Below are 15,236 nucleotides of genomic sequence, written 5' to 3'. Positions count from 1 at the left end.
GCAGATGGCTTTTATACTTAAGTGACCGAAACACGCTATTAAAAAGGATAACGACAATGCGCTTTGCTACCCGTCCTGTGATCGTTGCTTTTGCTCTATCGGCCGCTGTTTGCTCGACGGCAAATGCCGATGCCCCCGTTGTCGTGTCATCTAAAATTGACACAGAAGGTTCAGTGCTTGGGGAGCTGATTATTCAGACTCTTGAGCGCAATGGTATTGCCACTGAAGATCGTTTGCAGTTAGGGGGGACTAGCGTTGTACGTAGTGCCCTTAAAGCTGGTGAGATAGACCTTTATCCAGAATATACCGGTAACGGCGCGTTTTTTTTTGATATGGCCGACAGCCTCGTTTGGAATGACGCTGATGATGCTTACAAAACGGTGAAAGCACGTGATGCTGAGCAGGGGCTTGTGTGGCTGCAACCCGCCAGTGCCAATAATACGTGGGCGATGAGTATCCGTGAGGATGTCGCTGTAGCCCATGATTTGAGTACCCTTGACGACCTCACAGAATATTTGGCCCAGGGGGGGGCGTTTAAGTTCGCTGCCAGCGCTGAATTTGTTGAGTCTGCCCAAGCGCTTCCCGCCTTCCAGAAAGCCTATGGGTTCGAGCTAAGCAACGATCAGTTACTAGTGTTATCTGGAGGTAATACGGCAGCTACTATGCGCGCTGCTGCTCAGCAAACTAGCGGTGTCAATGCCGCAATGACTTATGGCACTGATGGCGGGTTAAGAGCGCTTGGCCTAGTGGTGTTAGAAGACTCCAAAGGCGTGCAGCCGGTGTATCAGCCAGCCCCGGTTGTACGTGCCAGTGTTTTGGAAACGCACCCACGTATTGAGCTTCTGCTTAACGAAGTGTTTGCGACACTGGATTTAGTCACACTGCAAGCTTTGAATGCGGACGTAGCGGTTAACGGTTTATCGCCTGACCAGGTGGCACGTGACTATCTTGATAGCTTGGATGACTAATGAATGTCGCTTACTGATGCGCTGCCCACCGTTAAGCTGAACCAGCGTGCATGGCACCCCAATGTAGTACTGCTGAGTTTAGGCTTAGTGATGTTAGCAGTAATATGGCTGTTAAACCCGGTCAGCGTTGCCCCTAATCGGATTGTGCCAGGTACCTCTTACGGTATGTTGGATGCTATAGGGTTGCCTGGGGCGTTGCTCATATCGCTGCTAATAAGTGCAATGAGTGGGCTAGCCTTATTCCCCAGCCGAACTAACTATCGAGCAATGCTGACACTAGTGATGATTGTGTTATTGCTTATGCCATTCGGCTTGATGGTCGCTAGCCAGTGGTTGGTGGATCCTGCGCTTCCCCAATCCCGTTTAAGCATTGGTGCTGCTACCTGGTCACTGCTGTTTATCCTGTTGCTCTGTTTGGTAGAGCTACGCATTAGGCTGGGTTTAACTCGTCTTTCCACCACACTACTGTTGAGCTGCGTGGGCGTGGTGTGGGGGATATGCGCCACTTTTTGGTTGCAGAGTTTGGCGTTAGTGCAGGAGTTTCAAGTTCGTGAGCAGCAGTTTTGGCGTGCTACCTTACAGCACCTTCGTTTAGTAAGCACTGCTGTAGGCGTGAGTGTTGTAGTAGGGTTGTTACTGGCGATAATGATGCGTCGCTATGCCAAACTACAGCGCGTGTCATTTGCCCTGCTCAATTTTCTGCAAACCATTCCGAGCCTTGCATTATTTGGCCTGCTACTGGCCCCGTTAGCATGGCTAGCCGCAAATGTGCCGCTGCTAGCAAAGTTGGGTGTTAGTGGTATTGGGACAACGCCCGCGTTAATTGCCCTTATTGCCTACAGCTTACTACCTATGGTCCGCAATACTTATATTGCTTTGGAGGAAGTCAGTGTCGATACCTTAGAAGCGGCCAAGGCGATGGGGATGCGTAGCAGTCAGCGTTTTTGGCATGTCCGCTTTCCGTTAGCGCTGCCTGTAGTACTAGAGGGAGTACGCATTACCACTGTACAAGCAGTGGGCTTGACCGCCGTGGCGGCATTAATTGGCGCCGGTGGGCTTGGCACTTTTATTTTTCAGGGGCTAGGCCAGGCGGCAATGGATATGGTGCTTCTAGGCGCACTGCCTATTTTATTACTGGCGCTGATTGTGGATGCCGGGTTGGGCGCGTTGGCCAAAGCGCTACGCCCCGGAGGATAGTAATGATCGAACTTGCCCACGTGTCAAAATTTTTTGGTGATGAAGCAGCTGTTGATGACATATCGCTGCGTGTTGCAAAAGGGAAGTTTTGTGCGCTGGTTGGCACATCTGGTTGTGGTAAATCTACCACTCTGCGCATGATTAACCGTCTCATTGAACATAGTGCAGGGGATATCCTGGTTGATGGTCAGAATATCCAAAGTTACAACCCTGTGAAGTTACGTCGCCGCATTGGCTATGTGATTCAGAGTACAGGACTTTTTCCTCATTGGACGGTGGCACGTAATATTGGCTTGGTGCCCAGGCTTTTAAAGTGGCCCCGTGAAACTGTGTTGGCCCGGGTAGAAGAGTTAATGAATTTATTGGGTTTGCCAGTGGAAGAGTTTGCCCATAAATATCCCCATCAGCTGTCGGGTGGTCAGGCACAGCGGGTGGGGGTTGCGCGCGCTCTGGCAGCGGATCCTGACATCCTGTTGATGGACGAACCTTTTGGGGCGCTAGACCCCATTACACGCGAAAATCTCCAAGACGAATTGGCAAAGCTTCAAGCGCGTCTAAATAAAACAGTTGTTTTTGTTACTCATGATATGGATGAAGCGTTGAAGCTTGCTGACCATTTGGTAGTGATGCGTAGTGGTCGCATTGTGCAGCAAGGAACTCCGTTGGCACTTTTGCAGCACCCTGCTGATCCTTTTGTAGACTCTTTGTTGGGCGGCCTGGAAAGGGGGCTTAAACAAGCCGCATTGACCCGAGTAAGAGACCATATGGCATCGCTGGGACAGACGCTTCCAGCACAGTCGCGTATTCCTGCTGAGTTTTCGCTCCGCCAGGCGCTTTCAATGATGTTGCGCGATCATTGCGACCGGCTTACCGTTGTAGACCAGCAAGATATGCCAATTGGCGAGCTGTCACTAAGGAAGATAGTCAAAGAGGCTCAACTCGATAAGGTTGGCGCTCGGGATGCATATTAACCGCTACACTGACACGCTTAGTGCTAACCAAGCGCGTGTATTGCCCCTTGTTTGGGGGGTGTTACTGCTGGTCACTCTGGTTGGGATACCTTATCTGGAAGGGCTATTTCGTTGGTTGGAGCCTGACGCGCGTCAGGTAATCTACCATCGGGCAGATTTTTATACGCTGCTGGGGCGCCATGTGTTGGTTGTGGGCATCGCAGCTCTGTGCACAATTATTGTGGGTGTGCTTGCTGGTATAGCGGTTACCCGCCGGCGTGGTCGTGATTTTTTACCTCTTGTCGGGCAGTTGGCTTCGCTAGGACAAACGTTTCCTCCAGTTGCAGTGTTGGCGCTGGCAGTGCCCACGCTGGGTTTTGGCACACTGCCAATTATTGTGGCACTCATACTGTATGGACTATTACCTATTGTGCGCAATACATTGGCAGGTCTTCAGGGTGTCGATGCGGATATCAAGCAGTCGGCACGGGCTATGGGGATGACTTCTTGGCAGGTACTTCGCAGTGTCGAACTGCCGTTGGCGGCTCCGGTGATATTAGCGGGTATACGCACATCAGTGACGATTAATATCGCCACTGCCGCTTTGGGGGCAACCGTAGGAGCCAGCAATTTAGGCGATCCGATTATCGCTGGTATTGTGAATGGTAATATGGCCTATGTGGTCCAAGGAGCTTTGCTGATTGCACTGCTTGCTTTGACGGTTGATAGCATCTTCGATTTTTATCAAAAAAAGCTCTACTCGCGCCTTTCTGCGTCTTAAGTTGTATCCCCTAAAGTAGCCCGCTGAGTTAATGTCCTTGTGTTGCGTTGATCCCTGTCAGATAAATCCACTGGCATAAAAGGTCAACACCGACAACACTGCCCTCAAAAGGGGCAATACAAGGATAATAATGATGACCGAGTACGTACATCAGCCGCGCTTTATGACCGGCGACGAGTTTTCAATAGATACTTTTTGCTTGCTCAATCCAGAGGGCGAGCTTTACCAAGGTGCTAGTGAGCCAGCGTTAGAACGTGATCATGCTAGACGGCTCTATCAGGCCATGCTGGCAACTCGCATCCTCGATGAGCGAATGATGGCTGCCCAGCGCCAGGGGCGGCTCAGTTTTTACATGCAGTGCACCGGCGAAGAGGCTGCGGTCGTTGGGGCGGCTGCAGCGTTAGATGACGCGGACATGATTATGGCGCAATACCGTGAGCAGGGCGCCTTGATGTACCGTGGCTTCTCCATCGACGAGTTCATGAACCAGCTTTTCGGTAATGAGCTGGATTATGGTAAAGGCCGTCAAATGCCGATCCACTATGGTTCGCGCAAACTGCATTACATGACCATTTCATCCCCTCTTGCGACCCAGATCCCCCAAGCTACAGGCTACGCATATGGTCAAAAGTTGGCAGGTGATGGGCACTGTACGCTGACATTTTTTGGCGAAGGTGCTGCCTCAGAAGGGGATTTTCATGCCGCTCTGAATATGGCCTCCGTTCATCAAGTACCGGTGATTTTTTTCTGCCGCAACAATGGCTATGCCATTTCAACTCCCTCCACTGAGCAGTTTGCTGCAGATGGTATTGCGCCGAGAGCATTTGGCTACCATATGCACGTCATTCGGGTCGATGGCAATGACGCGTTAGCGGTATTTGAGGCCACGACACAAGCCCGCAAAATTGCTGTAGAGCAGAATCAGCCCGTACTGATCGAAGCGATGTCCTATCGACTCGCTGCTCACTCTTCATCAGATGACCCCTCCGGCTATCGCTCGAAGGATGAGGAAGAGGTGTGGCGAGCGAAGGATCCGCTACTGCGCTTACAAAAGTGGTTGGTGAAAAAGGGCTGGTGGAGTGACGAGGAAGAAGCCAGCCAGCAAGAAACTTTGCGTCGAGAGGTTCTTGACACGATGAAGCGAGCAGAAAAACGCTCCTCTCCGCCACTAGACTCGCTAATTAGCGATGTCTACGCTGATGTTACCCCTGCTTTGCAGCGTCAGCTAGATCAGCTCAAGCGTCATATTCGACGCTATCCAGATGCGTACCCAAAAGGTGCTAAGTCTCTCGACCTGGATGTTGATTCGGCCAACCACTCTCAGGGGGGAGCGTAAGATGCCTACTATGAATATGCTACAGGCGATTAATAATGCTCTCGATATCGCCATGGCCGAAGATGACAAAGTCATCTGTTTCGGTGAAGACGTGGGTGTGTTTGGTGGTGTATTTCGCGCTACCAGCCATTTACAGGAAAAATACGGCAAGGCACGTTGCTTCAATACTCCGTTGGTAGAGCAAGGAATAATCGGCTTTGCCAACGGCTTGGCAGCACAGGGTTCGGTACCGGTTGCTGAAATTCAGTTTGCCGATTACATCTTCCCTGCCTTTGACCAAATCGTTAATGAGACAGCCAAATTCCGCTATCGCTCAGGTGATTTGTTTAACGTAGGTGGTTTAACTATTCGTACGCCCTATGGCGGTGGAATTGCAGGTGGCCTCTATCACTCTCAGTCACCAGAAGCTTATTTCACCCATACCCCGGGCTTGAAAGTTGTCGTACCCCGTAGCCCTTATCAAGCCAAGGGTCTGCTCCTGGCGGCCATTCGTGATCCAGATCCGGTGCTTTATCTTGAGCCTAAACGGCTCTACCGTGCGGCAGTAGGCGATGTCCCTGAGGAGGACTATCAACTGCCGATTGGCGAGGCTGAGGTCATCAAAGAGGGCAGCGATATCACCCTGGTAGGCTGGGGCGCACAAATGGAAGTTATTGGCAAAGCTGCTGAGCTTGCCGAAGAGCAGGGCATTGCTTGCGAAGTTATTGATTTGCGCACGTTGCTGCCATGGGATGCGGATACAGTGGCTGAGTCAGTGTTTAAAACCGGACGTCTGATTGTTAGCCATGAAGCTCCGTTAACTGGTGGCTTTGCCGGTGAAATCGCAGCGACAATTCAAGAGCGCTGTTTTCTCTATCTGGAATCGCCGATTAGTCGGGTAACCGGGCTAGATACCCCTTTCCCATTAGTGCTGGAAAAAGAGTATCTGCCCGATCATCTGAAAATTTTTGAAGCGATTCGCGAAAGCGTGAACTTTTAGCGCCAGGGAGAACAGCCATGAGTGATTTTTTACTGCCGGATATCGGTGAAGGTATCGTTGAGTGTGAAGTGGTTGAGTGGCGCGTTGCTGAAGGCGACCACATTGAAGAGGATCAGCCTATCGTTGAGGTGATGACCGATAAGGCGTTGGTTGAAATCACTGCTCCTGAGTCCGGGGTGGTCACTAAGCTTTACGTTCCTCAGGGGCAAATTGCCAAGGTACATGCGCCGTTGTATGCCTACCAGATAGAAGCTGAGGTTGGGCCGAATAGCGATGCCGATATAGCTGAAGCACCCAATGTAACCGAACAAGCCCCATCGTCGCTCAAGCCTTCCGAAATATCGTCTCCACAAACTGCACCTAGTGTAGCCGTAGATAAAGTGCCTGCTAGTCCTGCGGTGCGCCGCCTTGTGCGCGAGCATGATCTTCAGTTAACCGATATTGCTGGCAGCGGTAAAGATGGCCGGGTGTTAAAAGAGGACGTATTGGCGCATCTTGACCAAGTGGAGCCAGTGGCAACCCCCGTAAGCCATGCCAGCGGACAGCCTGTAATGCGAAGCGAACCTCTGGCGCCCAGGGTTGAGCCTCTACGCGGTGTACGTGCAGTGATGGCTAAACGGATGGTCGAAGCGGCAAGCACTATTCCGCACTTCCACTACGGTGAGGAAATTGATGTCACAGAGCTGCTAGCACTACGTGAGCGTTTGAAACCGCTAGTAGAAGCTCAGGGTGAGCGCTTGACGTTGATGCCCTTTTTTATGAAAGCGATGGCACTTGCTGTTGCTCAAGCCCCTATTGTGAATGCTCAGCTGAATGCAGCAGGGGATGAGCTACACTATTTTCCCCAGTGTAATATTGGGATGGCAGTAGACAGTAAAGCGGGCCTGCTTGTGCCTAATGTAAAAGGTGTTGAGCAACTGACGTTACTTGATATTGCCCGTGAAGTGGGGCGATTAACCACCTCCGCTCGGGAGGGGCGTGTAGATCAAGCAGATCTCAAAGGCGGCACGATCAGCATTTCTAATATTGGGGCGCTTGGTGGTACCTATGCAGCACCGATTATCAATGCCCCTGAAGCCGCAATTGTCGCTATTGGTAAAACCCAGTGGCTGCCACGCTTTGATGAGCAGGGGGAAGTGCAGCGTCGCGCGATCATGACGATTACCTGGGCAGGAGACCACCGCTTTATTGATGGTGGTACTATCGCGCGCTTCTGCAATGCCTGGAAAGGCTTTTTAGAAGCGCCAGAAACTATGCTGCTGCACTTGGGTTAGCAAAGCAACCCATGTCTCAGGCACCGCTTCAGCAGTTCTACATACCAGAAGAGCAGTCGGTATATCTGCTAAGCCATCACGATGCCCGTAAGCTCAAGGATTGGGTGGCGCTGTGTCAAACACAGCTCACCCAACTGGGCTACACGGAAATTGAACTGATAGGTAAAGGAGCCTACGGCTTTGTGTTTGCGGGCAGTGCACTTGTTCAAGGTGCTCCGGCTCACTACGTATTTAAGTTCTCGCGTATTACTTTGCCGATGCACCTGCAAGAGCGCCTTGAAGAAGAGGCATTCATGCTTGACCAAGTGGCACATCCACGTATCCCTAAGTTGGTAGCCTATCAGCGTGCTAGAGGTCAATCCATTCTGGTAATGGAGCGTGCGCCTGGCTGGAATCTAGAGCAGGTATCCCTTAAAGAGGGGAAACTTTCTCCCCGTTTAATTATCCGCATTGCCGCTCAACTAGCGGATATCCTTACCGTGCTGCGCCGTGAATCAGGCCCCAATGCCCGCCCCGTGGTGCATGGTGATATCAAGCCTTCCAATTTGGTGTTTGACCCCACCACAGAGCAAGTTGCACTGATTGATTGGGGATCATCCGTATTTGCCCAGTTGGATGAAAAGCTGCAGTTTGTAGGCGCTAACGTGATGGAGCTAATGTCCGATAATTTACAGCAAACCAATGCGCGCCTTGGGGATGTGTACTTTATTGGTGATGAGCAGCTCAATGGTGCGCTTTCATCGCCACGCTTTGATGAGCAGGGCGTAGCGGGAACGCTTTATGCGTTGGCGTCTGCCCAATCCTGCAGGTTTGGCCATCGTGCGATTCCCGCCAGCTCTTTAGGGTTGCCGATGGAGTTTGCTCGTATCCTGGATGGCATGTTGGATCCAGACCCGCAGGTGCGTCGCCGTGCGGGCGACTATTTTTTGCGTGTTATGCCGCGCCTGGAAAAGACAGTCATGGTTGATCTGCCCGTTGCTCGACATCCTCCCTTGGTGCCGGTATGGGGGCGGTCTACGCGTCAAGAAATAGATACTGTGGTGTATAGCTCGCGCAAAGCATTCCTGCGTGAGGCAAATGCTGAAGAGACTTTAAACGACGTTAATGACGTGCAGTTAGACCGCTATTATAAGCAGTTCATGCAGGGCATGGGAGAAACCGAAAAGGCGTTTTTGGCATCGGTGAGCCGTTTGGGTAAATACCCAGTGGTGGGTGGTTTGGCAGTTCGCTGGGAGCGAGAAGGAGTCTATATCGATTCTTCCTTAAATCTGCACGATCCAGATCTAAAGCCAGCCTTTATTGAGGCTGTTAATAACATGGTGCATCTGGCCCGCGCTATTCACCGTCAGGGGATTTTCAAAAGCTGCCTGTTTAATGCCCGCCAAACCCTCCACATAGAGCGCCTAAGTGCGGAGCACTCGTTTCACTGCGAGTCTAATATGGCGATTAGTTATGAGCTAAGCGCGGTGCCGGAAATGGAAGACCGTACTCGTCAGCATAGCTACTTTGAGGATGGCCCTGACCCAGAAGAACTGCTTGCACTTCCTGAAAGCATCATTCAGATACTTCAGCAACTTAATGATATTCACCATACCGGCATGATTATCTTCGAAGCACTGCCTAAGCACCTTAAGATTCACAGCTATTACCGGCTACTTGACCCCTGCCGTGAGCAAGAGTTTTGCAGTTTGCTGGCGCGCATGCTGGACTCGGTTAGCCAAATCGAAGGCCTGGGCGTGTCTGGGTTTATGAAAATGCCTTATAAAGATACGCGCTTTTTCACTCACCTTGAACGCCAGCCAGAGCACTTTTATCCCAAAGACCCTCGAGCCTATCTGCGCAAGCACCTTACGCAAGCACCTATAAGTGGCTCACAAGCCACTTGATTGCTCTAGTAACCATACTGCCAGCTGTTCGGTTAGTACGTCGCTCGCCTGGCCAAAGGCATCAACTACGTCAGGAATCTCGACGCTACTTGCCTGGGCGCGGGTAGCGAAGCTTTGTGCCACTATTGGCTGACGATCGTGAGCACCTACCAGCTGTACGTCTAATTGAAGGTTAATGCTGGGAGGGTTGGTGTCATACTCGCTTTGAAAGTGGCGCAACTCGCTAAGTAGCAGTAAATCATTAGGCAGGCGATCACTACCCACGCTGGTAAATAGCTGACGCTGCTGCAAACCTGATATAAGGCGGGCTTGCAGCATGTCTGGGGCATTTTCATGCCAGCGTGAACCTTCGTACACATTGACCACGTTACGCTGGGGATAAACCACAATGCGGTTGCTACTCAGCAAGTGGCCTGCCTCAGGGGTGGCAATTCCGAGTCTTAAGGGAATCGAAACAGCACCAGAAGAGCCAGCAAGCGAAGTATCTGATGCAGGTAGGCGATACAGAGTGGCTGGTTCACTTTCAGGCAGTATTGAGCAGCCACTAATGAGTAACACAGCCGTCAGTGCTAGGGGACTAAATGTAAGACGAAAGCTCATGGGCGGAACTCCTCTACCTGATCTCGGCCCAGGAAGAAGTCCCTGGGGCTTTCTTCGAGCTGGCGGGTAATACGGTCCAGTGAATTTAGAGTAGAGCGCAAGGCAGAAAGTGCTGGCGCGATATCCCCCGACCCTTGAAGCGCACGTTCTACAGAGCTCGAATTGTCGTTGACTAGCTGCTCAATACGCTGTGCAGCGCTCGCCACATCGCGGCTGGCACCAGCGATGCTCTCCATCACCATTTGACCATCTTGACTGAGTAATCGAGTCGTTTCCTGGCTAAGCGTTTCAATACTTGCCAGGGTAGAAGTCGCTTGGCGCGATGCATTGCCAAATAGCGCCATATTTTCGTCAAGTGCACCTTGCTGAGAAGCAATCATATCGGTAATGCGGGAGATATTCGTTAAGATGTTACCGGCTTGTTCGCGGTTGCTGTCATCAAATAGCTCATTGACGCTTTTCAAGATCGCATTGATGTTTTCGATCATTACTTCACTTTCATCAAACAAAGTGGCGATTGGTGAGGGGTCGGACCGAATAAATGGAACTGCATCGTCGGTTTGCTCCATCAAGAGAGGGCTTTCCGGAGAACCACCATGGAGTTGAACAGACATGCTGCCGGTAATGCTGGCAAACGCTAGCTTCGCACGGGTGTCTGATTTAACAGGGGTGTCTTTGTAGACACGAATGGCAGCAATGACCTGACGTGGATCACTGGGGTTTAGCTCCAAAGAGGTCACATCCCCTACCTCTATGCCGTTATATTGCACTTTGCCTCCAACGGAGAGGCCGCTTACGCTGCGCTCAAATAAGATCTGGTAAGGCTGGTAGTCGCGTTCACCAGCTGCATAGCTCATCCATAAGGCAAAGAGCAGGGCGCCTGCGCCAGTTAACAGCGTAAAGAGACCGATCAATATATGATGGGCACGTGTCTCCATATGCGTTACTCCTAATTTTGATGAGCGTGTTGAGCCGCTCTGCCCCTGGGGCCTTGGAAATAGTCTTGTATCCATTCATCGTCATACGACGCAACACGCGCTAACGTGTCAGTTACAAGCACCCTTTTTTGAGAAAGTACTGCTACCCTGTCACAGGCGGCATAGAGCGTGTCTAAGTCATGAGTTACCAGGAAAACACTAAAGCCCAACGCATCGCGTAAAGTGACTAGCAGCTCATCAAAGGCTGCCGCGCCGATAGGATCAAGGCCAGCGGTAGGCTCATCTAAAAAGAGAATATCTGGATCCAGCGCTAGAGCACGTGCCAGGGCGGCACGTTTTACCATCCCGCCAGAGAGCGACTCGGGAAATTGTAGAGCGGTGTTAGGAGACAGGCCTACTAACGATAATTTGAGTCGTGCTAGATACTCCGCCTCCTCTCGACCTAGCTTGGCGTGTTCAATTAGCGGTAGAGCGATATTCTCCTGCAAATTTAAAGAGCTAAATAGTGCACCGCGCTGAAACAATACGCCAAAGCGACGTTCTACCTGACTGCGCTGCTCTTCACTTAGGTCATTTAAGCGCGTACCCAATACTTCAATGGTGCCATCATTAGGGCGTTTCAAGCCGACGATACTGCGTAACAAGACTGACTTTCCCGTTCCAGAACCGCCTACGACCCCAAGGATTTCACCTTGATTCAGGGTTAAATCCAAGTTTTCGTGAACGACATTGGCACCGAAGCGATTAACTAATCCCCGGACGCTAATAACTGGCTGACTATGTTGCTCTGAAGACTTATTTGAATGTGTCACCAGCCCATCTCCATAAAGAACAGTGCAGCCAGGGCATCAATTAGAATCACCATAAAAATTGATTGCACAACGCTTGAGGTTGTATGGGCGCCAACTGACTGTGCACTGCCACTGACTTTGAACCCTTCAAGGCAACCAATCACCGCGATGACAAAGGCAAACACAGGGGCTTTACTTAGCCCCACCAGAAAGTGGGTAACAGACATGTCCTTTTGCAGTGTGGTCATAAACTGGGTAAGAGAAATATCCAGCGACAGCGAGGCTACTACAGCACCGCCCAATAACCCGCTGAGCATGCCTACAAAGGCAAGAAGCGGTAGGCTGACCAACATGGCAATCACACGGGGCAGCACCAGAAGCTCGATAGGGTCGAGCCCCTGGGCCTGAAGGGCATCAATTTCTTCATTGGATTTCATTGCACCTAACTGTGCAGTAAACGCACTGGCCGTGCGGCCTGCGAGCAAAATGGCGGCAAGCAGAACACCAAATTCACGTAGAAAAGAGAAAGCCACTAAATCAATGGTATAAATGGTGGCGCCAAAATCTTCGAGCACCGTGGCACCGAGGAAAGCCACTACAGCCCCCACCATAAAAGTTAACAGCGCAACAATAGGGACCGCGTTTAGGCCGCTTTGTTGGATGTGTGCAATGGTGGCGGTAAAGCGCCAGCGATGAGGGCGCAGCAGCAACGGAATAAGTGTGGCTAGCACTAAACCAATAAAAGCTAGTAGTTGGCGCTGTTGCGACCATAGGTCAGACATTTTCTGACCAATATTGGCAAGCGCATCAGTAATACTATGTCGTGTGCAGGGGGGGATATCCAGAGGCACTTCCATTGCCTCAGCAATCCGCACCAGTAGCGCTTGTTGCTCTTTAGGCAATTCGCTGGCCCACTCTGGTACCTGCTTAGCTCTTTCAATGCCGATGAATTCGATGATCAGGGCAGCACCAGCGGTATCAAGGCGTTCGATACCATTAAGCGATATCTTTTTTTTCGAAGATAGCTCGCCCTGCTGGCTGAGTACGCTTTTTAGGGCATGGAAATTATCAAGCGTCCATTTGCCCTGAAACGATATATTGGCACCTTCGACTGTTAACCATTCGTCTGGCATCCCTGCTCCTCATCGATATTCACGATTAAGTGAAGGTCTTATGATGCATTCAAACGAGTGTTAGTGAAAGAGAAGTTGTCAGTAACTTAACGTGAAACACGATATTCAGGTGCCAGTTCCTGCTTGATATTGTCTGCCACTTCTTTTAAACGCAGCCCGAGATTGTTAACCAAGCGGTCATGTCCAAGCGCAGGCTAGAGCCACCGCAGTTAATCGCCATGACCTTGTTCGTCCGATCAGCCGCATAGCCAGGCGCGCCTGATGGCCGAGGCTGCAGTGGGTAGTCTTGAACCAGCATCAAGGAGAGTAATTAATAGTTATTGTGATTTTATTTTGCATTGCAGAATTTGGTTTCGTTTGTTGACTGCCTGTCCTGGGCTATGCAAAAGTGCTTGATAAGCAACTTGGACATTAATTCCGCCTGGCGGGTTTGTCGCTACTCCAGCGCTATTTATAACGATCAATAATAGTTTTTGCCATCAGGAGCCATCATGATTCGAGATCCCGAATTGATTGGTCAGCTTGTCGATACAATCGCCCGTTTTGTCCGTGAACGCTTGATCCCAAACGGAGCGCGCCTAACCTACGTCGGTAAAATGGTAGGGCGTGTGGCTGACCGTGCGGTACAGGTTCATGGTGGCGCGGGTTACATGTCCGAGTACGCGGTTGAGCGCTGTTATCACGATGTGCGGCTATTTCGTATTTACGAAGGCACTACCCAAATTCAGCAAATAGTGATTGCCCGTAATATGGTGCGGGAGGCGTCCTAATGGCTTTATCGGTACCTTACCAAGCACCGGACGAGAGTATTTTTGGACGCCTTGCTAGCGAGCTAGTGGCAGAGATTCCTGCCCGGCTCAGTACTCGTGTGCTAGAAAATGCCCAGCTTTTGGCGGGGCAGCCTGCCATTGTGGACGGCAATGTGCGTTGGAACTACGCAGAGCTTGGTCAAGAAATACAGGCTGCCTGTGGCTGGTTAAAGGCATTAGGGTTTCGCCCAGGCGATCGTATGATGACGGTGGGCGAGAACTGCCGTGCCCTAGTTGTTTTGCTGCTTGCCGCCAGTGAGCTTGATGTATGGGTGGCGATTGTTAATGCGCGTCTCTCTGCCCAGGAAATTAATCTTATTCAGAGCAACTGCCTACCTCGGAGAGTATTTTATACATGTGATGCCTCGCCAGAGGCTTGCCAACACGCTGCGCGCAGCGCTGCTGACCGCTACCAGCACCCTCAATTGGGGAATCTGGCTATTTCACCGCTTTATGACAGCGAACCTGAGCGGGTATACGCAAGCGGTGCCGAACAGGTAGCAGCGATGATTTATACCTCAGGCACTACTGGCACCCCAAAAGGCGTCATGTTGACCCATCGTGGCATTCTTTATATCGCCTCGATTTCGGGGGGGATGCGTCACTTGAGTCAGGGGCAAAGAGTTTACGGCGTGCTGCCAATGTCACACATTTTTGGCCTTTCCTCGGTCTGTATGGGGTCGTTGTATAACGGTGCATGTCTGTATACCGTGCCGCGTTTTGATGCTGAACATATGCTGGCTACGCTTAAGCACGAGCGAATTACCGTTCTCCAGGGTGTGCCGGCCATGTACGCCCGTGCGCTAGAGTTTTTAAAACATGAACACCGCTCGCTAGAGGCACCTGAACTGATTTACATCTCTGCGGGTGGAGCGCCGTTAGATAGCGATACCAAGGTGCGGGTGGAGTCAGCCTTTGGGCTCACGTTGCACAACGGCTACGGCTTAACAGAGGCTAGTCCAACGATCAGCCAAACGCGGATTGATGATCGTCACGTTAGCAGTACGGTTGGCCGCGTCTTACCATTGCTTGAGTATCGCCTTGAGCCGCTCAGTGGCAGTGGACATGCCGAGCAGCCCAACGAAAATGTTGGAGAGCTTTGGGTGCGTGGGCCCAATGTTATGAAAGGCTACTTTCGCCAGCAAGAAGCCACTCGTGCCACACTAACCAAAGACGGCTGGCTTAATACAGGCGATATCGCCAAACTTGATGACGATGGTTACCTGTATATCGTTGGACGTAGCAAAGAGCTAATCATTCGCTCGGGCTTTAATGTCTATCCGCCGGATGTAGAGGCGGTTATTAATGAGTTCCCGGCGGTCACGTTAACTGCCGTGGTAGGGCGCCAAGTGTCAGGTAATGAAGAAGTCGTAGCGTTTGTGCAAAGTGAGCCAGGCGTTGAGCTGGATGTGGCGGAGCTTAAGGCATTTATTGCCGAGCGGCTGGCGCCCTATAAACGGCCGAGCCATATAGTGTTAATGGACATGCTACCTTCAACAGCTAGCGGCAAAATTCTTAAAGGGCGGCTGCGGGATTTAGCTCAGCAGGAGAGCACCTCATGAGTCAATTTAAACAAAGCTCAGTATTCAAGTGA

At 51.2% G+C, this 15,236-nt stretch carries 13 protein-coding genes and 1 pseudogene; 10 read left to right on the top strand and 4 right to left on the bottom strand.

The genetic code is table 11. The features are described from left to right. Window positions 1–56: 56 nt before the first annotated feature. The 8 genes from osmF (at window position 57) to CPA45_RS02945 (ending at window position 9,371) form a co-directional block, all read left to right on the top strand. The gene (gene osmF, locus CPA45_RS02980) at window positions 57–968 is read left to right on the top strand and encodes a glycine betaine ABC transporter substrate-binding protein OsmF (protein WP_096650152.1); all 912 of its coding nucleotides are present in this window, start codon (window positions 57–59) and stop codon (window positions 966–968) included. 3 nt (window positions 969–971) lie between these two features. Beyond that, the gene (locus CPA45_RS02975; RefSeq protein WP_096650151.1) at window positions 972–2,165 is read left to right on the top strand and encodes an ABC transporter permease; all 1,194 of its coding nucleotides are present in this window, start codon (window positions 972–974) and stop codon (window positions 2,163–2,165) included. 2 nt (window positions 2,166–2,167) lie between these two features. Further along, window positions 2,168–3,136, top strand: a complete 969-nt coding sequence (locus CPA45_RS02970; RefSeq protein ID WP_096650150.1) for an ABC transporter ATP-binding protein — start codon at window positions 2,168–2,170, stop codon at window positions 3,134–3,136. Beyond that, the gene (locus tag CPA45_RS02965) at window positions 3,126–3,896 is read left to right on the top strand and encodes an ABC transporter permease (RefSeq protein WP_096650149.1); all 771 of its coding nucleotides are present in this window, start codon (window positions 3,126–3,128) and stop codon (window positions 3,894–3,896) included. Before CPA45_RS02970 ends, CPA45_RS02965 begins: the two co-directional genes overlap by 11 nt. 133 nt (window positions 3,897–4,029) lie before the next feature. After that, on the top strand, window positions 4,030–5,232 hold the full coding sequence (locus tag CPA45_RS02960; RefSeq protein WP_096650148.1) for a thiamine pyrophosphate-dependent dehydrogenase E1 component subunit alpha: 1,203 nt from the start codon (window positions 4,030–4,032) through the stop codon (window positions 5,230–5,232). Between the two features lies 1 nt (window position 5,233). Next, complete coding sequence (locus tag CPA45_RS02955; RefSeq protein ID WP_096650147.1) at window positions 5,234–6,211, top strand: alpha-ketoacid dehydrogenase subunit beta; 978 nt, start codon at window positions 5,234–5,236, stop codon at window positions 6,209–6,211. A 17-nt stretch (window positions 6,212–6,228) separates the two neighbouring features. Continuing rightward, window positions 6,229–7,485: a 2-oxo acid dehydrogenase subunit E2 gene (locus tag CPA45_RS02950; protein ID WP_096650146.1), complete on the top strand. Its 1,257-nt coding sequence runs from the start codon at window positions 6,229–6,231 to the stop codon at window positions 7,483–7,485. An 11-nt stretch (window positions 7,486–7,496) separates the two neighbouring features. Beyond that, a complete protein-coding gene (locus CPA45_RS02945; protein ID WP_096650145.1) occupies window positions 7,497–9,371 on the top strand; it encodes a protein kinase domain-containing protein in 1,875 nt (624 codons plus the stop codon). On the opposite strand, the gene CPA45_RS02940 is transcribed toward CPA45_RS02945, so the two are convergent. The 4 genes from CPA45_RS02940 to CPA45_RS02925 are packed head-to-tail and all read right to left on the bottom strand — an operon-like array spanning window position 9,357 to window position 12,833. After that, complete coding sequence (locus CPA45_RS02940) at window positions 9,357–9,971, bottom strand: ABC-type transport auxiliary lipoprotein family protein (RefSeq protein ID WP_096650143.1); 615 nt, start codon at window positions 9,969–9,971, stop codon at window positions 9,357–9,359. The genes CPA45_RS02945 and CPA45_RS02940 overlap by 15 nt on opposite strands. Next, the gene (locus CPA45_RS02935; protein WP_096650141.1) at window positions 9,968–10,909 is read right to left on the bottom strand and encodes an MlaD family protein; all 942 of its coding nucleotides are present in this window, start codon (window positions 10,907–10,909) and stop codon (window positions 9,968–9,970) included. Before CPA45_RS02935 ends, CPA45_RS02940 begins: the two co-directional genes overlap by 4 nt. A gap of 11 nt (window positions 10,910–10,920) precedes the next feature. Further along, window positions 10,921–11,721 carry an ABC transporter ATP-binding protein gene (locus CPA45_RS02930; RefSeq protein ID WP_422821996.1) on the bottom strand — a complete coding sequence of 267 codons (801 nt, stop codon included), beginning with the start codon at window positions 11,719–11,721 and terminating at the stop codon, window positions 10,921–10,923. Beyond that, the gene (locus tag CPA45_RS02925) at window positions 11,718–12,833 is read right to left on the bottom strand and encodes an MlaE family ABC transporter permease (RefSeq protein ID WP_096650137.1); all 1,116 of its coding nucleotides are present in this window, start codon (window positions 12,831–12,833) and stop codon (window positions 11,718–11,720) included. The genes CPA45_RS02930 and CPA45_RS02925 overlap by 4 nt, the downstream gene beginning before the upstream one ends. A 584-nt stretch (window positions 12,834–13,417) precedes the next feature. On the opposite strand from CPA45_RS02925, the pseudogene CPA45_RS23220 reads away from it, so the two are divergent. Together CPA45_RS23220 and CPA45_RS02910 are read left to right on the top strand one after the other, a co-directional pair. Then, window positions 13,418–13,603: pseudogene (locus CPA45_RS23220) on the top strand (acyl-CoA dehydrogenase family protein); the annotation flags it as partial. Beyond that, window positions 13,603–15,204: a class I adenylate-forming enzyme family protein gene (locus CPA45_RS02910; RefSeq protein ID WP_096650135.1), complete on the top strand. Its 1,602-nt coding sequence runs from the start codon at window positions 13,603–13,605 to the stop codon at window positions 15,202–15,204. The pseudogene CPA45_RS23220 and the gene CPA45_RS02910, both read left to right, overlap by 1 nt. Window positions 15,205–15,236 lie beyond the last annotated feature (32 nt).

The organism is Vreelandella nigrificans, from assembly GCF_002374315.1.
GTDB classification, from domain to species: domain Bacteria; phylum Pseudomonadota; class Gammaproteobacteria; order Pseudomonadales; family Halomonadaceae; genus Vreelandella; species Vreelandella nigrificans.
Note: the sequence above shows the minus strand (reverse complement) of the source record. Positions and strands in the feature narration are given on the sequence as shown.